This is a genomic window from Candidatus Auribacterota bacterium (genome assembly GCA_026392035.1).
GTDB lineage: Bacteria > Auribacterota > Tritonobacteria > UBA1439 > UBA1439 > JAPLCX01.
The window spans coordinates 1-19,679 of sequence record JAPLCX010000047.1 but is presented as its reverse complement, the minus strand read 5'-3'; the positions used below and the strand labels follow the sequence as shown (position 1 = coordinate 19,679).

At 52.4% G+C, this 19,679-nt stretch carries 15 protein-coding genes; all 15 read left to right on the top strand.

Annotated features, from left to right (window positions below; all coding sequences use genetic code 11):
- Positions 1-59: 59 nt before the first annotated feature.
- The 15 genes from NTX71_04525 to NTX71_04455 all read left to right on the top strand — a co-directional run bounded on the left by NTX71_04525 (position 60) and on the right by NTX71_04455 (position 18,958).
- Entirely contained in the window at positions 60-1,859 is a 1,800-nt protein-coding gene (locus NTX71_04525; protein ID MCX6339167.1) for a DUF4340 domain-containing protein, read from the top strand.
- Between the two features lie 181 nt (positions 1,860-2,040).
- Positions 2,041-2,691 carry an NAD-binding protein gene (locus NTX71_04520; protein MCX6339166.1) on the top strand — a complete coding sequence of 217 codons (651 nt, stop codon included), beginning with the start codon at positions 2,041-2,043 and terminating at the stop codon, positions 2,689-2,691.
- Positions 2,692-3,354 carry an NAD-binding protein gene (locus NTX71_04515; protein ID MCX6339165.1) on the top strand — a complete coding sequence of 221 codons (663 nt, stop codon included), beginning with the start codon at positions 2,692-2,694 and terminating at the stop codon, positions 3,352-3,354.
- Between the two features lie 141 nt (positions 3,355-3,495).
- Complete coding sequence (locus NTX71_04510) at positions 3,496-5,001, top strand: TrkH family potassium uptake protein (protein MCX6339164.1); 1,506 nt, start codon at positions 3,496-3,498, stop codon at positions 4,999-5,001.
- 1 nt (position 5,002) lies between these two features.
- The gene (locus NTX71_04505; GenBank protein MCX6339163.1) at positions 5,003-5,560 is read left to right on the top strand and encodes a hypothetical protein; all 558 of its coding nucleotides are present in this window, start codon (positions 5,003-5,005) and stop codon (positions 5,558-5,560) included.
- Positions 5,557-5,790, top strand: coding sequence for a hypothetical protein (locus NTX71_04500; protein ID MCX6339162.1), 234 nt, complete (start codon positions 5,557-5,559; stop codon positions 5,788-5,790). Before NTX71_04505 ends, NTX71_04500 begins: the two co-directional genes overlap by 4 nt.
- Positions 5,791-5,987: 197 nt before the next feature.
- The gene (locus NTX71_04495) at positions 5,988-6,785 is read left to right on the top strand and encodes a rhomboid family intramembrane serine protease (GenBank protein MCX6339161.1); all 798 of its coding nucleotides are present in this window, start codon (positions 5,988-5,990) and stop codon (positions 6,783-6,785) included.
- A gap of 128 nt (positions 6,786-6,913) precedes the next feature.
- Positions 6,914-7,525, top strand: a complete 612-nt coding sequence (locus NTX71_04490) for an MBL fold metallo-hydrolase (GenBank protein ID MCX6339160.1) — start codon at positions 6,914-6,916, stop codon at positions 7,523-7,525.
- An 11-nt stretch (positions 7,526-7,536) separates the two neighbouring features.
- Entirely contained in the window at positions 7,537-8,415 is an 879-nt protein-coding gene (locus NTX71_04485) for a diacylglycerol kinase family lipid kinase (protein MCX6339159.1), read from the top strand.
- Between the two features lie 202 nt (positions 8,416-8,617).
- Entirely contained in the window at positions 8,618-10,339 is a 1,722-nt protein-coding gene (locus tag NTX71_04480; GenBank protein MCX6339158.1) for a DUF3416 domain-containing protein, read from the top strand.
- Positions 10,340-10,659: 320 nt separating this feature from the next.
- The gene (glgA, locus tag NTX71_04475; GenBank protein MCX6339157.1) at positions 10,660-11,835 is read left to right on the top strand and encodes a glycogen synthase; all 1,176 of its coding nucleotides are present in this window, start codon (positions 10,660-10,662) and stop codon (positions 11,833-11,835) included.
- 169 nt (positions 11,836-12,004) lie between these two features.
- The gene (galT, locus tag NTX71_04470) at positions 12,005-13,024 is read left to right on the top strand and encodes a galactose-1-phosphate uridylyltransferase (protein MCX6339156.1); all 1,020 of its coding nucleotides are present in this window, start codon (positions 12,005-12,007) and stop codon (positions 13,022-13,024) included.
- Positions 13,025-13,105: 81 nt separating this feature from the next.
- Positions 13,106-15,280 (top strand): glycoside hydrolase family 57 protein, encoded by a 2,175-nt coding sequence (locus tag NTX71_04465; protein MCX6339155.1) that lies wholly within the window; start codon positions 13,106-13,108, stop codon positions 15,278-15,280.
- Positions 15,281-15,343: 63 nt separating this feature from the next.
- Positions 15,344-17,476 (top strand): DUF1926 domain-containing protein, encoded by a 2,133-nt coding sequence (locus NTX71_04460; GenBank protein MCX6339154.1) that lies wholly within the window; start codon positions 15,344-15,346, stop codon positions 17,474-17,476.
- A gap of 291 nt (positions 17,477-17,767) precedes the next feature.
- Positions 17,768-18,958: a hypothetical protein gene (locus NTX71_04455; protein ID MCX6339153.1), complete on the top strand. Its 1,191-nt coding sequence runs from the start codon at positions 17,768-17,770 to the stop codon at positions 18,956-18,958.
- Positions 18,959-19,679 lie beyond the last annotated feature (721 nt).

Genomic DNA, 19,679 nt, shown 5'->3' with positions numbered 1-19,679 from the left:
GTTAATTATTCCCTCCCCCCTTGAGGGGGAGGGGCAGGGTGGGGGGGGTGGAGGGATTGATGAAATTTCGCACCACACTAATATTGCTGATCGTGGCGCTCGGGATCGGGAGCTACATCTGGTTTTTCGAGAAGAAGACGATGTCAACCAATGAGCAGGAGGAGAAGGGAAAGCTCGTGTTCCATGTGAAGGCTGACGATATCGACAGAATTGAGCTCGTGAAGGGGAAAGAGAACGTTGTATGCGTCAAGGACAAAGCGGGCGATTGGCAGATCGAGCAGCCCCTGAAGTACAAGGCGGATAAATCTCCGCTGAGCAGCATCGTGAGCCGCCTTGAATCTCTGAACAGCGTAAGAATCATCCCGCGTGCCGAGCTCGATGAGAAGAAGATTGAAGAGTTTGGCCTCACGAAGCCTCGCCTGACGGTACGCTTCACCGCCTCCGGCACGAAGGATGGACTCAGCATCGGGAGCGATACCCCCATCGGAAACAACGTCTATGCGAAAAGCATGGGGGGAAATGATATCCTCGTCGTTGACAAGAACATTCGCCAGGTCATTGACAAAGGGGTCAAGGATTTGCGCGACAGGGGAGTGCTGGATTTCGAAATCGGCGATCTTGGCAAAGTTCAGATTATTAGCGGCGATCAGCGCGTAGAGCTTGTTCAGGAATCAGGCGTCTGGAGACTGACCTCGCCGGTCCAGGGGCTTGCGGATCCCGATAAGGTGAGCGGGATGCTCCGAAAGATTAAGCACGCGCAGGTGCGCGATTTTACGAGCGATTCCCCGAAAGACCTCGCTGTGTACGGGCTTGACAAACCTCGCGGTGAGATTACGCTGTGGGACGCGAAGGGCCAATCCTCCAAGACCCTGCTCCTCGGGAAAGAGGCGGAAAAGAACGTGATATACGCCACGCGGGCAGGGACCGATGCCGTGGTCACCGTGGGCGATGATGTCCTGAAAGATCTCACGCGCTCGCCCCACGAACTTCGCGACCTGAAGGTGACGCATCTCGCCCAGGGGGGTATCGAGGAAATTCAAATCAGGAGCGGGGATAAAAAGCTGGTTCTGGCAAAGGCCGGCGAGAAGTGGAAAATTAAGGAGCCGGAAAAGAAAGAAGCTGAGGGGGCGCAGGTGCAGGATCTATTGCGCATGCTGACTGAGCTCAAGGTTGCGGAATTCGTTGCGGATAAGCCGGTTGATTATGAGCGCTATGGGAAAAAAGAGGCCATGGAGATCGTGCTCAAACCCAGGGGCGGCGAAGCGGAGACGATCCTTGTGGGAAAGAAGTTCGACGGTGGCAAAAAGGCATATCTCAAAAGGGCCAGGTCGGAGGAGATCTGTGCGGTTTCCGCTGATTTTCTCCAGCGGTGTTCGCTGGATCCGCTCCACTACATGAAGAGGCAGGTGATGGATTTCAACAGCAGTGACGTGAAGAAGTTCACCATCACCAAATCACAGAAGCCGCGGGTGGTGTGCGAGAAAAGCCAGGGGAACGAGTGGCAGATGGTGGAGCCTGAAAAGCGCAGGGCCAATGCGAGCCAGATCAACACCATCCTCTCCAATCTCTCAAAGCTGTGTGCCCGTGAGTTTGTCGAGCAATCACCCAATGACCTGAAAAAATATGGCCTGGACAAACCGTCGTACGAGGTTTCTCTCGATCTCGAAAAGGGGAGTTCGCCCCCGAGCCTCCGTATAGGCGGGAAAGCAGAGGGGGGGGCATACTATGCCAAACTCTCCGACAGCAGCTCAGTCTTCACAATCCCCTCCTCTTTAGAGGAGAATCTGCGCAAGGATCTCACCTCTGCCGAGAAGCCCACCCCTGGGCCTGCTCCCACAGCGAAGGCAGGGAAAAAATGAGGGGCGCTGGAGAAATAGGGCCCCTCACTAACCTGTCTTTCCCTTCCCTTTAGGCGCGGCCTGTGGGTGGTGTTCCCGATTGCAATGCCCAGGTGGAGCCTCCGTGCCTCTTGCGGGAGTTAAGAGCCCCATGCCCTCTTGCCTTTTGGTACAATACATCCAATGAAATGAGGCTGTTTCTATGAACGTGATTATTGTCGGCTGCGGACGTGTCGGTTCGGAATTGGCCCTTTTGCTCTCACGTGAAGGAAACAATGTTGCTGTTGTAGATAACAATAAGACATCCTTCCATCGGCTGGGCGGGACTTTCAATGGCCTCTGTGTCACGGGGAACGGATTCGATCTGGAGGTGCTCCGGAGGGCAGGTGTGGAATCCGCTGATGCGTTTGTCGTGGTCACCAATGGCGATAATACGAACATAATGGCTTCTCAGGTGGCGAAGAAAATATTCAATGTCCCCAAGGTTATTGCACGAGTGTATGATCCACGGAGGGCTGATATCTACAAGAGGTTTGGGCTCGAGATAATAAGCGGTACGACGCTGCTCGCATCCATGATTCGCGACAAATTGATCGAGAGCCGCTTTTCGGGCTTCTTTATTGAAACCAGGGGGATGGGTATTATAGAGATCAATGTCACCGAGGATTTTGTTGGGAAAACGGTTTCTGAACTGAACAGGCCCGATGAATTCTTAATTGCCACGATCATAAAAAAGAATAACCCGGTCATTCCTTCCCCCATGACCCGGCTTGAGTTGGGTGATGTCCTTATCGGCATTGTGAGGACTGAGAGCGTGAAAAAAATCAAGAGCATGTTTAAAATGGAGGACTAAATGTTCGTCATCATATGCGGCGCGGGGAGAGTCGGCTCTTCACTCGCGACGCGTCTCGTGGGCGAGAAGCACAAGGTGGTTGTCGTCGATAGAGATACGGCAAACTGCGAGAGGGTTGCAGAAGAGCTGGACGATGCGATTGTGATCCATGGGGATGCCTGTGAACCAAAGTACCTCGAAGAGGCGAATGCAGAAAAGGCGGACGTCGTTGTCGCGGCAACCAATGACGACGAGGACAACCTGATTATATGCCAGCTCGCGAAACTCTATTTTTCAGTGCCTCGAACGATCGCCCGGGTGAATGACCCGAGGAACCAGGAGGCTTTTGCAAAGCTGGGCGTGGATGTTCCTATCGATGCGACGACAATCATCTCCCAGGTGCTCAATCAGGAAGTGAGCCTCGAGGAGTTGAGTACATTACTCAAGTTGAAACAGGGGAAGATTTCAGTGGTTCATGGGAAAATATCCGAACACTCCCCCTTGTTGCGGCACCCTCTAAAAGATATAGCGCTTCCCGCGGGATGCATCATCGCATCTGTGTTGAGAAGGGAAGACGTCATTGTACCCAATGGGGAGACGATTTTAGAAGATGGCGATGATATCCTCGCCGTCACCACTCCCGAGAACGAACGGGAATTTTATAAGCTTCTCAGAGGCGCATAAACCCCATGCAAAAACTGAAGCGCATCGTCAGTCATGTCCACCTCTCGTTCTGGGGGATTATCGTAGAGGTGCTGTACGTGATCTCCCTGGTCCTTGTGATGTATTGTATTACCATTCTTACTCGGCTAGTACTTCGCTGACATGATATCGAAACCATACCTGAGTGACTATAAACTGATTAGCCAGCATACCGGTAGAATTGTATGCGGAATTTCTTTTCTCCACTTTGTCCCATTGGTGACTTCCCTGATCTTCAAGGAATGGGCTGTGTTCCCTGATTATGTTATCGGGTTCAATGCATGCTTTATTACGGGGATAATCTTACTGATCTTCGGATATGGAGCGGCAGGGTCCCTCAGGTGGATTCATTCGATGGTCATCGCAGCATTTACATGGTTTCTCGCCACTCTTTTATGCGCCATCTCTCACTATCTCAGCGGGCATTTTGCATCATACCTTGATTGCGTATTCGACGTGATGAGTGGATTCACCACAACGGGGTTGATTCTTATTCTCGACCTGGATCATGTATCTCAGGGCTTAAACATGTGGCGTCATCTTCTGACCTATGTCGGTGGCCAGGGGATGATTGTCCTCGTGCTCACGTTCCTTGTCAAGGGAACGGCAGGAGCCTATATGATGTACGTGGGCGAGGGCAAGGATGAAAGGCTGCTCCCGAACGTGATTCACACCAGCAGAGCGATCTGGCTCATCAGTACGATTTATCTTATCGTGGGGACGGCGGCTTTGTTTTTTGTGCTCACTGCGGAAGGTATTGCGTTCCCCAATTCCCTCTTGCACGCGCTCTGGCTCTTTATGGGCGCCTGGAGCACGGGAGGATTTGCCCCTCAATCACAGAACATCCTTTATTATCACAGTTGGCCTGTAGAAATAGTTACTCTGTTCATTATGATTTTAGGCTCATTTAACTTTGTCCTGCACTATGCGGTATGGTCTGGTAAGCCGAAGGAGATGTTCAAAAATATCGAGATACGCTCATTTACGATAACGGTCCTGCTTGCGTTTGCGCTGTGTGCCTGGGCCCTCATCAAATCTGGTGTGTACGGTGATGCGGTGAGTGTGTTTAGAAGGGCTTCGTATATCGTCGTGTCGGGACATACCACCACAGGCTATATGCAGGTATATGCCAGTCAACTCATTCAGGACTGGGGAGAATTGGCGGCGCTTGCCATAATTGTCGCCATGGTAATCGGTGCCAGCGCCTGTTCAACGGGAGGGGGTATCAAGGGATTGCGGATGGGGATTTTTGCAAAGGGCCTCTACCAGGAAATAAAGAAAATAATTTTAGCGGAAGATTCCTACTTTGTAACTCAATTCCACCATGTGAAAGATATTATACTGACCGAACAGCATATAAAAATGGCGGGGCTCATCATTATATGTTATCTGACAATGCACCTGTGCGGCGGAATTGTCGGATCCGCATGCGGATATCCGTTTATCGATTCGCTGTTTGAGTCGGTATCCGCCGGCAGCAATACGGGGCTCTCATGTGGTATCTTAACCCCGTCTATGCCGGCAGTGCTCAAATGCTACTACATATTTGCAATGTGGGCCGGGCGATTGGAATTTATCGCTCTGTTTGGATTAATTGCATTTGGTGTTTCTGTGTTCAGGGGAAAATAGCATGATGAGCGCGATAGGGCATAGGGGGATTCAGACAGGCATTCTCATGGCATTATTGAGCAGCCCTCTTTATGCAGCACCGGACTCCATCCCTATCGGCACTTTGATAAGGGAGGGCAAGAAATACGATGGCAATGAGGTGGTGATCGAGGGAGAAGCAATTGGCGATATCATGAGGAGAGGGGATACTGGGTGGGTAAATGTACTTTCGAGCGATGGGGCGGCGATCGGCGTTCTAATGAACGCGGCTCACATACGGAATGTCCGCACCATGGGAAGCTATTCTCATCGTGGCGATCATCTTCTCGTCAGGGGAGTGATGTACCGCTTTGCGCCAATGCTCGAGGGGGAGACCTGTGTCATTGCCCGCGAGGTAATGGTGCTTAAAAACGGGTATGTGACCATACATCGCCTCTCTAAGGGCAAAACTGTGTTAAGTGTGCTCCTCACGGCGTGTTCTGTAATAGTTTTTCTTTTCTATAAACTGAGATTTGCGGCGAGGGAGAGGATTGTGAGCGATGATAGTTCAAAATGGTATCGCACTAAGGAGGGAGTATGAATAAAACGCTGGTGCTCGTAGTGCTCATTATCGGTGTGATAATTGTGAAATTCGTTTTCGCCGATGCGAAACAGCCGGACGCGGCAGACATTGCAAAGCAGCTCGATCAGCTCAACGCGAAACTGGATACGATCATTCAGGGCCAGGCCAAACTCGATACGATCATCGCCAAGCAGGAACAGACGATGGAAATGCTGCGCATGAGGCGTTTGCACGTATCCCTGCAATAACATTTGGCCTCGGGGCCGCGTTACTCATTTGTATTCTGTGGAAGAGGTTATCACTCGTCATTTAATCCCGTAGCACTTGGGTCAAGGTGATCATTAACTCGGGCTGAGCACGCGCCAGGCAGAACATGTCCTATCCTGAATATCACTATCGCGACAATTCCCCTCAATTCTCTCTCGGGCCTTCTTTGAGCTCTGGCGTGAAGCGTCTGATTGCGGCGACCATTATCTGCTTTGTCGTGCAAAGCATCGGCGGGAGAGCGGTGGACCGCACATTCGCCCTTATTCCCGCCCTTGCGTTATCGCATCTCTATTTCTGGCAATTTGCGACCTATATCTTCCTCCACGCGAATCTGATCCATCTCCTCTTTAACATGTTTGTCCTCTGGATGTTCGGGCCCGATGTCGAGGCCGCCCTTGGAACGAGGCGCTTCACCTGTTTTTACTTCTTTTGCGGCATCGGCGCCGGGCTCTGTTCGGTTGTATTCTATCCGCCGTATACCCTCATCATGGGGGCCTCCGGCGCGGTCTTCGGTCTCATGGTGGCCTTCGCCATGCTTTTCCCTGAGAGGGTGGTCACGCTCCTGCTCTTCTTCGTGCTCCCCGTGAATATGAGAGCTAAGCACCTGGTGCTGATTTTTGCGGGGATTGAGTTGCTCCTGGTCATCTCAAATGTGCGCGGTGATTTTGTGGCACACTTCGCCCATCTCGGCGGCGCCCTTTTCGGTTATCTCTACATGGGGTGGTGGGGGAGGGGATGGGGGAGGCTCGGAGTGCGGGGATCTCGAAGATCAAAATCGTGCAGTACCACGGAGGGTAACGGTTCTGTGGATCGGAGCGAGCGTGTTGACCGTATTCTGGACAAAGTGTCCGCGCACGGCATCGCCATTATTCTTTACACTTTTTGCCATGGTCATTGCGATCCCGCAAAGCGGGAGAAGCAATCTCCTGCTGCCCAAAGAGTTGAGATTGCTTCGTCGCTACGCTCCTCGCAATGACATGTCAGATATTTAATGCTCCCCGTGATAATTATGGACAACGATTATATATTCTGGAACAGGATGCACGCACCTGCCTGCCGGCAGGCAGGGATGCACAAAGATAGGAATGCAATGGAGGAAATTAAATGATCGAGGGGATACACTGGTTGGGACACGCGAGCTTTAGGCTCGATGGAGAGAAATTCATTTACATTGATCCTTATAAGATCACGGGAGGGCCCGCTGCAGATATAATCCTCGTTTCGCATTCGCACTACGATCATTGTTCGCCAACCGCTATTGAGCGGATTTTCAAGTCTGACACGGTGACGGTGACCTGCGCGGAGTGCGCGAGGAAGCTCAAAGGGGATGTGCGGATCATCACACCGGGGCAGTCGATTTCCATAGGAGAGATCGTCGTAGAGGGAGTGGCCGCCTATAATACGAACAAGCCGTTTCATCCCCGCGCTGAGGGCGGCCTTGGGTTCATCATCACCTTCGGCACACGCCGGATTTACTACGCCGGAGACACCGACCTGATCCCCGAGATGGCGACCGTCACTGCCGATGTGGCACTGCTTCCGGTGAGCGGCACCTATGTGATGAACGCGAATGAGGCTGCGGAGGCAGCGAAGAGAATAAAACCCGCCGTGGCAATCCCGATGCACTACGGAACCATTGTAGGTTCCCGGAGCGACGCGGTGCGTTTCAAACAGTTCGCAGGAGTTCCTGTCGAGATACTGGAGAAGGGAGCGTAGGGTATTTCGCCATGCGCGCCAAACTCATAGTAAATCCAACCTCCGGGAGAGCCGCGAGCGCCGCGCGGCTGCGGAGAATCGAGCGCGTGCTCACGGAGAAGGGGTTTTGCCTGGAGACGTTCACCGCGGTACAGCCGGGCGAGGCGCGGCATCTCGCATGCAGCGCGAGGGATGGATCGTTCCAGATGGTGATCTGCGCGGGAGGAGACGGCACGATACACGAGGTGATCAACGGCATCGCGGGCTCGGACCTTATTCTCGGGATACTCCCCATGGGAACCGGTAACGTACTCGCCTGGGAGATGGAGATTCCCCTCGATCCACTGAGGGCGTGCGAGGTGCTCACAAGGGGAAAAGTCAAGACGATCGATCTTGGCCTGACATCGGTGGGGCGTTACTTCTCCTGCATGGCGGGAGTGGGTCTTGATGCGCAGGTGGTGAGAGAAGTTGATCCCACCGTGAAGGGTTTTTTGGGGATGTTTGCATATCCAATAGCCGCGGTACGCGCGGTGATCCACTATGGTCTCCCCGAGCTCACCATTGATATCGACGGTCAAAAACCATCGCTCAGCGGGTATTCAATGGTGGTCTGCAATTCCCGGCACTATGGCGGCAGGTTCACGCTCTGCCCGGATGCGGCAATTGACGATGGCTGGCTCAATGTGTGTATTCTCCAGAAGCGATACGCCTCTGTGATCCTCCGATCAGGGTTATCTGTGCTCTTGAATACCCACCGGGCTCTGGAAGGCATCACGTTTCACCGCGGGCAGTCAGTCAACGTGAGTTCCGCCCATAAGGTTCTGGTGCAGTCAGACGGCGATATTATCGGGACCACTCCTATCGGCTTCTCAATAGCCCCCCGGGCGCTCAAGGTCATGGCTCCCGCGTGAGATATTTGATTGTCTTCTACGCGGTCTCATTTGCTCTGTGTGCGACGCACTGCGGCTGCAAAATAAGCCCAGTGAAAAGCGCCGTCCACGAAGGGTCAGTTCATACCGTCTGACCTATTTCCCTCTTATGATTATTTTTCTTGAGAAGTCGCATTCTTTTAACTAAAATTCTGTCAGCTTTTGAAGTGGAGAGTCCTTAGACATGCGAAGTGAAATACGCATCAAAAATGTATACCCGGAGATAGAGGGTGGGCGCTTTCCAGTCAAGCGGGAAGTGGACAGGAGCTTCCGGGTTACGGCGGATATTTATAGCAAGGAGCCGCCTGAGGCTTGTCTCCTATACAGAAAGAAGCATCCTAACTCCTCCCCCTGGTTTAGAGTCCCAATGATACAAGAAGGGGAGGTTCGCTGGTCGGGGGCCTTCCCGCTGAAAGACATGTTGGGATGGTGCCAATATACCGTAGAAGCAAACTTGAAAACTGATAAAAATAGAAAGACTACCTATACGCGCGGGCTCGAGATCATGGTGGAGCCCGTCAGCGCCAGGTTCGCCGCATGGTACGAAATGTTCCACCGGTCACAGGGAGGGGTGCCCGGAAAAAGCGCAACCTTCGACGACATGATTGCCAGGCTCTTCGATATAAAGAGAATGGGGTTTGACGTTATCTATCTGCCCCCCATTCATCCTATCGGAAGGACAAACCGGAAGGGCCCGAACAATAGTCTGAAAGCGGGACCCACGGACCCGGGAAGCCCATGGTCGGTGGGTAACGAATGCGGTGGGCATAAGGCCATCAACCCCGAACTTGGCACCCTCGACGATTTCAAACGATTTGTTCGGGCGTGCAGGGAAAGGGGCATGGAAGTTGCCCTGGATTTCACGACCAACTGCTCCCCCGACCATCCCTGGATCAAAGAGCACCCCAACTGGTTCTTCCGTAATCCGGACGGGTCCATCAGATACGCCGAAAATCCCCCTAAAAAATACGAGGATGTGTGTCCTCTCAATCTCATGCCGGGGGACAGGGAGGAACTGTGGAATGAGATTAAGGGCATCCTCACTTTCTGGCTGGACCAAGGGGTGACCGCCTTCCGAATCGACAACCCGCACACGAAACCTCAGGAGTTCTGGGAATGGATCATCAGGGAGGTGACCAAGGATTATCCCGGAACCGTCTTCCTCTCCGAAGCTTTCACAGATTATGATAAACTTGAATCTCTTTCCAGGCTTGGCTTCTCCCAGTCCTATACATACTTCACATGGCGAAATGCCAAGAACGAGCTCATCGAATACCTGCTGAAGCTCACGAACAGCTACCTTAAGGAATTTCTGCGCCCTAACTTTTTCGTCAACACGCCGGACATCCACCCCCCCATACTCTTCACCGGAGGCCGGCCCGCTTTCAAGATGCGCATCGCCCTCGCTGCCACATCCTCATCGCTCTACGGTATGTACAACGGTTATGAGGTTCTGGAAAATGACAAGCTTCCAGATAAGGATGAGCTCAGGAATTCAGAAAAGTACGAGTATAAGGTACGCAACTGGGATGCTCCGGGAAACATCAAGGGCTACATCGCGCGGTTGAACCATATCCGAAGAGAAAACCCTGCCCTGCACTATACCGACAACCTTCGCATCTATAACTCGACTTGCGATTCTATTCTCTTTTACGGGAAGACATCGCCGGATGGCAGGAACACCATCTTCGTGGCGATTAACCTCGATCCGTTCAGGCCCGCGACGAGCAGGATTACCGTGCCGGTTGAAGAGTTCGGTATCTCCTCTGACGAGGAATATGAGGTCAGGGAGCTTATTACTGATAGCCTCCACACATGGAGGGGAAGGGAAAACCATATAACGCTCGATCCCAACGTGGAGCCGGCTGCCATATTCCGCTGTGAGAAGAGGCCATTGACTCTATAGGCCGGTTCACAGGTGAAATACGCTATTATGCGGCAGCTGATAGTGTCAAAGGTTTTATGAAAGAACTAAATGCAACCACAGATTGCACAGATACTTGTAAATTATTTTTGGGGGGAGGAAGTCTGCGTTAATCTGTGGTGAATAAATCTGTGGTAAATGGAGAAGGGAATGAATTTCTATACAAGGGCTTAATTATACGCATGTTACCACAGATAAATCACCACTGATTTACTCAGAAAAGGCGTAAATAATCAGAAAAATCTGTGGTTGCTTTATAAAATATCTTTTGACATTACCCTGCAGCTAAAAAGGAGAGAGAGATGAAGGTAACAATGATAGCGCGGGAGTATCCGCCCAATGTCTACGGGGGGGCAGGAGTCCACCTCCGCGAGCTTTCACGATGTCTCTCCAAGCTCATGGACGTTGAGGTGAGGTATTTCGGCGATGTGAATAGCGAATCGCCTCACCTAATGGTCAAGGGGTATATGCCCTGGAAAGATCTGGACTGCAAATTGCACCCCAAATTCAATTCGATATTCAAAACCCTCGCCACGAACCTGGAGATGCTCTGCGAAGGAATAGATTCTCAGATCGTCCACACCCATACGTGGTACGGCCACTTTGCCGGGTATCTCGCAAAGATCCTTTATGCGGTCCCATTTGTCGCCACGTGCCACAGCCTGGAGCCTTTCCGGCCCTGGAAGGTGCATCAGCTGGGAAGGGGTTACGAGGTCAGCACCTGGATGGAGAAAACCGGGATTGAAGGGGCTGACAAGGTTATTGCGGTATCCAAGATTATGAAAGAGGATATCCTGAAGTACTTCAATATCAGGGCTGATAGGGTAGAAGTCGTCCATAACGGTATCGACCTCGACACCTGGAAACAGAAGGAGATGGACCCCAAACTCAAGAAGAGATATGGCATAGAAGACGAATATATCCTTTTCATCGGCCGGCCAACTGCTCAGAAGGGGATGAGATTCCTGATCGATGCAATGGACTATATCCCGTGCCAGCTCGTCATGGGCGCCGTTGGCGCAGACACGAAGGAATATGAGGATCTCATGATGGCAAAAGTGCAAAAGAATAAAAAAATCGTCTGGATTCACGAGCATTTAAAAGAAGAAGAATACATTCAACTCTATACGAGCGCGAGGGTTTTTGTCTGCCCCTCGACCTACGAACCATTTGGCATCATCAATCTCGAAGCAATGTCATGCAAGACGCCGGTCGTGGCAAGCGCCGTAGGTGGCATTCTCGAAGTAGTATTACATGAGAAAACAGGACTCTTAGTGGAGCCGGCGAATCCCAGGAAGATTGCCGACGCGGTCAATAGGCTGCTCAAGGATCACGGGATGGCGAGAACGCTCGGCGAGAATGGCAGAAGAAGGGTTGAAGAGCTGTTTAGCTGGGACCTCATCGCTGACCAAACGAAGAAGCTCTACGAGAAGCTCGTCTGGGGTGCTGATGCGATGTTGAAAAAACAGCATATCTAGAGAGGATGCTGCTCGCTGTTTCTCTTTTTGTATTCCTTGCATTTCACGGTGGCAGCCTCACTGGCAGGGGATACGCGGGAATGCAACGGAGTTGAATTTTTCATGGGCCCGATCTGTGTGGGAATATGCGCAGATATACCCGTAACATGCTTAGCGATAGGAGGATAATGTGCCTGAATTAAGGAAAGATCCCATACTTGGACGATGGGTCATCATATCAGACGAGAGGGCACAACGCCCGAAGGATTTTTATACGTGCCCCGATAAACCGGATGCAAAGGGATGCCCCTTTTGCGAGGGGAGAGAAAAGATGACCCCGCCGGAGATCTTCGCGTTCCGCAGCCCCCACTCACGGCCCAACTCGCCTGGCTGGGAGGTGCGCGTCGTCCCCAACAAATATCCCGCGCTCCGTATCGAGGGGGAGCTGGGGAAAGAGGGGCGCGGGGTATATGACAGGATGAATGGCATCGGGGCGCATGAGGTGATCATCGAAACCCCCGATCACCACAAGTGCCTGGAGATGCACACACGAGAGTCATTGAGCAAGATATTGGAAACCTACAAGCTGCGGATCGTGGACCTGACCCAGGACCGGCGCTTTAAATACATCCTCATTTTTCGCAATGAGGGGAAGGCGGCGGGTGCTTCGCTCTCGCATCCGCATTCACAGCTCATCGCCACGCCGGTTACCCCGAAGAGGGTCAAAGAAGAACTCATGGGCGCACTCAGCTACTACAACTATAAAGACCGCTGCATCTTCTGCGATATTCTCAAACAGGAGCTCGCGGAACACATCCGCATCGTCTGTGAGAACGAGCTCTTTGTGTCATTCTGCCCATTCGCCTCACGGTTCCCCTTTGAGATCTGGATTCTCCCCAAGGCGCACCATGCGGATTACCAGAGCCTCCAGTCCGGTGAGATGCAAATACTCGCCGACATGCTGATCGTGACGCTCGGCAAACTGGGGAAGGCGCTCAACCATCCCCAGTACAATTTCATCCTGCACACCGCACCTATCCGATGGCCGCGCAAGGATTATTGGAGGACGCTCGAGTTTGACTTCCACTGGCACATTGAGATTATGCCTCGCCTCACGCAATTGGCCGGTTTCGAATGGGGTACCGGCTTCTATATCAACCCCACAGCCCCTGAGGAAGCGGCGAAATACCTTCAGGAGATCGATCTCTGAATGGGCCAGAAGAAATCGATCGGCGATTGAGCAATTGCGCGAATCAAAACATGCACACTCATACAACGAGGACAATCGCGCGTGAAACAGCTCGCTCTCGCATTCTACTGGCACATGCACCAGCCGTACTACTATGACCCGCTGACAAAGGTGAGCGCCATGCCATGGGTCCGCATGCACGCCACGATGGGCTACTTCGACCTCATCTCGCTCCTCGAGGAATTCCCGGCCATCAGGCAGACATTCAACTATGTCCCCTCCCTGCTGAAACAGATCGAGGAGTATACCAGCGGGGAGGTCAGGGATCTGTTTTTTGAGCATACCGTGAAGCCGGCGGCCGAGTTGTCCCAGGAGGAGAAGCAGTTTATCCTCTGGAATTATTTCATGGTGAACTGGGACACGCGCCTCATGCGCTATCCGCGCTACAAGGAATTGCTTTACAAACGGGGAACAAAGATTATGGAGAGCGCCTTGCCGGATCTGGTGAGTCGATTCACAGAAAGGGATCTGAGGGACCTGCAGGTGTGGTTCAATCTCGCATGGTTCGGATTCAGGGCGTGCGCGCTCTATCCGGAGTTGCGTAAAATGAAGGAGAGGGGATCCGGATTTACCGAGGATGACAAGGCCCGGCTCATTGAAATCCAGGATGATATTTTTAAAAAGATCATTCCCCTCCACAAGGATGCGGTGAGGCGCGGCCAGATAGAATTGACCACCAGCCCCTACTATCATCCGATTATGCCGCTCCTCTACGACACGGACTTTGCCCGGCGGGCCATGCCCGATGTACCGCTGCCGGATCGTTATCGCTACCCCGCCGACGTTGAGGCGCAGCTCTCAGCTGCCGTCGCGTACCACGAGCGGCTCTTCGGCCAAAAGCCCCTCGGCCTCTGGCCACCGGAAGGGTCTGTGTGCCCTGAGATCGTGCCGCTGGTTGCGAAGCAGGGGATCCGGTGGATGGCTTCCGATGAGGAGGTGCTCTTCAGGTCGCTGCGGAGCAGGGACAGGTTCAGTGTGCTCTACCAGCCCTACCGGATTGAGCACGGCAACGCCTCGATCGCGATGGTGTTCCGGGACAGGGAGCTCTCCGACAGGATTGGCTTCAGCTACGCACACAATGACGGGAAAAGCGCCTCCGCTGATTTCCTGCTGAGGCTGGCTGAAATATCAAAGATGGTGCGCACAGATGACGCGCTGGTGAGCGTCATACTGGACGGAGAGAATCCATGGCAGGGCTATCCCGACGGAGGAGAGGGATTTCTCCGGAAGCTCTACGAAGAGCTCAGCAGGGGTTCATTCGCCTCAACCGTGCAGATCGGCAGCTATCTTGAGGAGCATCCACCATCTGAGGTGATCCGCAATCTCCACAGCGGCTCATGGATCGACAGCAACTACGGGGTGTGGATAGGCGATAAGGAGGACAACGAGGCCTGGAATCTCCTGGGCAGGGCGAGGCGCGTAGTGCGCCATGCCGAGGAATCAGCGCCGCGCCGGAAGAATCTCGATGCGGCGCGCGAGGAGCTCTATGCCGCCGAGGGGAGCGACTGGTTCTGGTGGTATGGCGATCGGTTTTCAACCGACAACGACCCGGTATTCGATGAGCTGTTTCGGACGCACCTGAAGAACGTGCATCAACTGCTCGGTGAAGAGGTCCCCGAAGCCCTTGACACCCCGATCATCAACCTGGGGAGGGTGCGCGTCGCTCATGAACCGAAGGCATTTTTAAAGCCAACCATTGATGGGCGTGAGAGTTCATACTATGAATGGGTGGACGCGGGCCACTATCGTGCGGCGCGCTCGGATACCACGATGTGCAAGACGGAGGCGTTTATCAAGGCCATCTGCTACGGCTTTGACGAGCGTACATTGTTCTTGAGGATTGATCCGCTGAAGCGAGAGGAACTCCGCAATGATACCGATTACCACATTCACCTGCATTTCACCAAGCCGCGGGAATGCCGAATCTCTTTCTCGCTGAATCAGAAGAAAATCATGAATCCGGAGTTCAAGCTCTGCCACCGTGAAGCCTCTGGTCGCTACGGGCGCAGGGTAAGCTACACTACCATTGCGATAGACAGGATCATCGAGCTCGCGATACCATTCCGTGATTTAGGCTTCAAAAAGAGGGAGGAGGTATGCTTCTACCTTCAGGTAAAGTCCGGCACGTTGGAGCTCGAGCGGCATCCTCACGGTGGATATATCTCATTCACCGTCCCGGCTGAAGATTTTGAACTCGAGCGCTGGACGGCGCTCTGAGCAGGAGTGCGGGTTACTGCCAGTCGCGAAGCCGGCGAGACGGTCAATCGGAGATTGTACTCTATGGGACATATATATTTCCTATTCGCGGTGCATAATCATCAACCGGTGGGCAACTTCGGGCACGTGTTCACGGAAGCGTGGCAAAAATGCTACAGTCCGTTCCTCGAGTTGCTGAAGAAACACCCCGGCATCCGCTGCGCGCTTCACTATAGCGGGCCGCTGCTCGAGTGGATTGAAGTCAATCGCCCGGGGGCGTTCACGGATATTAAAGAGCTTGTCAACCGCCGCCAGGTGGAGCTCCTGGGAGGAGGGTTTTATGAACCGATCCTTCCGGCAATCCCCCGGGAGGACGCGCACGGCCAGCTCGCATTTATGAGCGACTACCTTCGCGCCGCCTTCGGCTGTGTCCCGCGCGGGTTGTGGCTTGCGGAACGGGTATGGGAGCCGCAGCTGACGAGCCTCATTCGCGCTGCGGGTCTCAGCTATACCCTCCTCGATGATTCCCACTTTGTCTATGGCGGGTTGGATCGAGAGGGGCTTTCGGGATATTACATTACCGAGGACGAGGGGTGCACTCTCGCCGTATTCCCGGTTAATAAGCAGTTACGATATCTCATACCGTTTAGCGAACCTCATAGCGCTATAGACTATCTCAGGCAGGCAGGAGAGAAATCACCAGGCGTCGGGCTCACCCTGGGCGATGATGGGGAGAAGTTCGGCGTCTGGCCTGGTACATATAAATGGGTCTACGAAGAGAGGTATCTGGAGCGCTTTTTCGAACTCATCGAGAACAATTCAGATTGGCTCACGATGCTCACGCTCAGCGAGTACCTCGACCGATTCCCGCCACGGGGGAAGGTATATCTTCCTACTGCCTCGTATGACGAGATGATGGAATGGGCGCTCCCCGCGAGAGTACAGGCTGCATTTGAGCAGACTATCGGTGAGTTGAAGCGAGAGAAGCGGTTCGATCAGTTGTCACGCTTTTTGAGGGGAGGGTTCTGGCGGAATTTCCTGGTGAAATACCCGGAGAGTAACCTTCAGCGGAGCAAGTCATTCCATGTGAGCCGGATGGTCCATAAGGAGCTCCCAGGAGATCTAGAAACAAAGAAGTCTCTGTGGCGCAGCCAGTGCAACTGCGCTTACTGGCATGGACTATTCGGCGGTGTCTACCTGAACTACCTCCGGCACGCGAATTACAGCAACATGATCAAGGCAGAGGTGGCTGTTGACAGGGCCGTGCACGGGGAGGGGGAGTGGGTTGAGAGTGAGAGAATCGATTATGATCAGGATGGGATGGAGGAGATCCTGTTGCGAAACGCACGCGTCAACGCCTATCTATCACCGGGATACGGAGGATCTCTCTTTGAACTGGATTACAAGCCTCGCTATTTCAACCTCTCCAACACAATGAGCAGAAGGGAGGAAGCGTATCATACTGCTATGCGTGAGCAGCCTGCGAAAGGTGCGGACGGAGGAGAGGGGGCGGTCCAGTCTATTCATGATATGGTAAAGAGCGTAACCCCGGAATTGTTAAATGCATTGCATTATGACTGGTATCTCCGGCGTTCATTGCTGGATCACTTTTTTGGCGACGGCACCACGCTCGAGAGTTTTGCCCGCTGTGAGTACCCCGAACAGGGGGGGTTTGTAAACCAGCCATATGAAATCGCCGCGCTCACGGAACGCGAAGGCAGTGTGATCGCCTCTCTCCGGCGGCGAGGAGTATTTCACTCCCCGGGAGAGAGGAGATACCTCGATATCCTTAAGACATACACCCTTAACGGGAGCGGCATCGTCGGGATTGACTACTGTATTTCAAGCCAGGCTGACGAGGCTCTTGAACTCTGGATGGGTATTGAGTTTAACATGACGCTCCTCTCCGGAAATCAGGCAGAGCGGTATATTTCAATCCCATCACAGAAGCAATCAGCCCGCAAAGCGGGGAGCAGGGGTACGGCAGAGGGAATCAGTTTTGTTGAACTGGTGGATACTCCTGACAGGTTTGCGGTTCGTATCTCGTGGAGCGAACCAGCCGGATTCTGGCATTTCCCGATAGAAACGGTTTCGCAATCCGAAAAGGGTTTTGATTTGACTTACCAAGGAACCGTCATTTTGCCGCATTTCCGATTTGTCCTTCCTCCCCGGGGGGACAAAAAGATCTCCCTCCAAATAAGCTGCCGCGAGCTCTAACGATTATTGTGGGCCACTATGACCGTTATTGCATCCTTTGGGGATCATCACTGCAGCTTTTCCCCCTGATATGGCGAGCAGATAGAACTTGAGGGAGGGGATTTCTCTCGCCCCCCCCGGCTTTAATAAAATGGGTTCTCTTCCAAAAAGAGCTTCCGCAGCACAAAGTACATTGCATCCATTCGCAGAGCATAGTAATATATAACGTATATCCGTTAATAATAAGGGTATGCCTATTTTGTTATATAACGTATTATCGCTATATAATTACTATGGAGGCTCTGGGATATAATGCAAAAAGATATTAGGGAAACATGCCCAGCAAATCCATTCAGTGATGCACCTATTATTGCCCATGACCTCAATCTTTTTGCAGGAAGAGAGAGCGAGCTCGCACTGGCACGAAATGCCATGCTGAATGGGGGAGGGATTGTTTTTATCGAGGGTGGCAGAGGCACGGGCAAGAGCTCACTCGGGAATTACCTAAGATATGAGATGGCGAGCCGGGGAGCGTGCATAAGCCCCGTGGGTGAGATACAGTTTAATGGAGATGTTTCCGAACAATATTTCGTGGCGCTTGCACTGTGGTCGTCAATTAATGCCATTAGGGGTGTGCTGGCAAATAGCCTTAAAACGAAACCTCGCCGCAATGGAGACTATGATCTCCTCCATCGTGATGCGATTCGACTAATGAACTGGGCAGGCGTACACTCGTCCGCCATGCTCCAGGCCAGGGTGCAGCATCGATATCCCGTAATTGCTGTGAAACATGGCTTCCGGATCGAGCGCCTGGGCGAATACGCGAATATTGCAGCTACGAGAATGGGATATGAGGGTGGGCTCGTACTTCAAGCAAGGGTAGGGGAGCGGCGCGTTATTTTGCCCGACGAGATAGGTCCGCTTTTTCAGCCGCATCTTTCGTGGATCTTCACAGGTCCACCCGGGTCCGGACGAAAGCTGGCTGGCAGGTTCGAAAATTTAATCTGGCTGAATCTGGATCCCCTGCCCACTTCAAGCCTGGACCTGATACTCGCCAAGAGATTGCCAAAAAACTCTCCCATGTGGACCGAAAACCCAGCCGTTATCAGCGCTCAGATAGTCAAGTACATATACAGCCTGTCCACAGGTGACCTGGGTTATACTCTCCGCATATGCTCGAAGCTATTGAATTCGATTATGGCTGAAAACGGCCTGATCACGTCAATTACGCTCAAAAAAGCAAAAAAGGCGATATTTTCTATATGCCAGCATGATATCGACAAAAAGCACCCGACTCCCCTAGCCGCCACTGTATTGCGCCGCCTGGCTTATAAGGGGCCCTTAACCACGGGGATTTTAACCCGATTGCTCGACAAGGAACAAAGCAGCGTTTCCAGGGCCCTTTCGGAGCTTGTTCGCAGTGATCTGGCGACCTGCCACAGCATTGGCAGGCAGCATGTATATAGGGCCTGCTCGGCCGCCAAGGTCTTTTATTCCTCTTAAAATGACCTATCAGCCACGATCTTTGTCCTAAGCGGGCCCCTCTCTATGGACTTCACCTTCCTGATAACGTTATCCACATGTTATCCAAGAACCTACGCAACTGCTTATAAATGAAGAGACAGAAGCATATAGGCCTATCTCGGTTAGTTTACATAAGGTACATTATGGGAGTATATGCGACATTATAAATATAGGCCCTAAACGGGTTGATCTGGGAGGTTTTAGGGGATTTCAGTTATGAAGCACCTACTAATTTGCCAACACGACAAGCTTATTGACCACGCTTATTAATGAAGGATTCTATGATCTTCAGATGCTTTTCTTTTGGTGACCCAATGCCTTTAGCCCATCGCTGGAGAGTACGGCGCGTTACACCTAATTCGCTGGCAAGCTCCGTGTTACGGAAATCATATTTACCGTTGCTCATATAGAGATATCGTGTATGAAGCTCAAGATATCTCAGCCAACGGGGATCGTTGCTATTATAACGCTTGGCTCGCATAGGAATAAGTTAGGAACCCGAGTCCCCCCGGAATAGATTTCTGTAATTCCCGGAAATATTTTTTAGTGTTATCACATATTCAACCCGAAATCGGCGAGTATCGAGTTGATGATTTCGTAACTTGTTGAATGCCTACAAGAATGAGCGACATGCAACCTTCAACTTTTTTGCAGGATGCGGACACAAAAAGAGCCTCCTTTGTTTCACCATTTGTTAAAA

Bases quoted from the DNA above. Each gene is read 5' to 3' on its own strand.
- NTX71_04525 (MCX6339167.1), top strand. From the start codon at position 60: ATGAAATTTCGCACCACACTAATATTGCTGATCGTGGCGCTCGGGATC.
- NTX71_04520 (MCX6339166.1), top strand. From the start codon at position 2,041: ATGAACGTGATTATTGTCGGCTGCGGACGTGTCGGTTCGGAATTGGCC.
- NTX71_04515 (MCX6339165.1), top strand. From the start codon at position 2,692: ATGTTCGTCATCATATGCGGCGCGGGGAGAGTCGGCTCTTCACTCGCG.
- NTX71_04510 (MCX6339164.1), top strand. From the start codon at position 3,496: ATGATATCGAAACCATACCTGAGTGACTATAAACTGATTAGCCAGCAT.
- NTX71_04505 (MCX6339163.1), top strand. From the start codon at position 5,003: ATGATGAGCGCGATAGGGCATAGGGGGATTCAGACAGGCATTCTCATG.
- NTX71_04500 (MCX6339162.1), top strand. From the start codon at position 5,557: ATGAATAAAACGCTGGTGCTCGTAGTGCTCATTATCGGTGTGATAATT.
- NTX71_04490 (MCX6339160.1), top strand. From the start codon at position 6,914: ATGATCGAGGGGATACACTGGTTGGGACACGCGAGCTTTAGGCTCGAT.
- NTX71_04485 (MCX6339159.1), top strand. From the start codon at position 7,537: ATGCGCGCCAAACTCATAGTAAATCCAACCTCCGGGAGAGCCGCGAGC.
- NTX71_04480 (MCX6339158.1), top strand. From the start codon at position 8,618: ATGCGAAGTGAAATACGCATCAAAAATGTATACCCGGAGATAGAGGGT.
- glgA (MCX6339157.1), top strand. From the start codon at position 10,660: ATGAAGGTAACAATGATAGCGCGGGAGTATCCGCCCAATGTCTACGGG.
- NTX71_04460 (MCX6339154.1), top strand. From the start codon at position 15,344: ATGGGACATATATATTTCCTATTCGCGGTGCATAATCATCAACCGGTG.
- NTX71_04455 (MCX6339153.1), top strand. From the start codon at position 17,768: ATGCAAAAAGATATTAGGGAAACATGCCCAGCAAATCCATTCAGTGAT.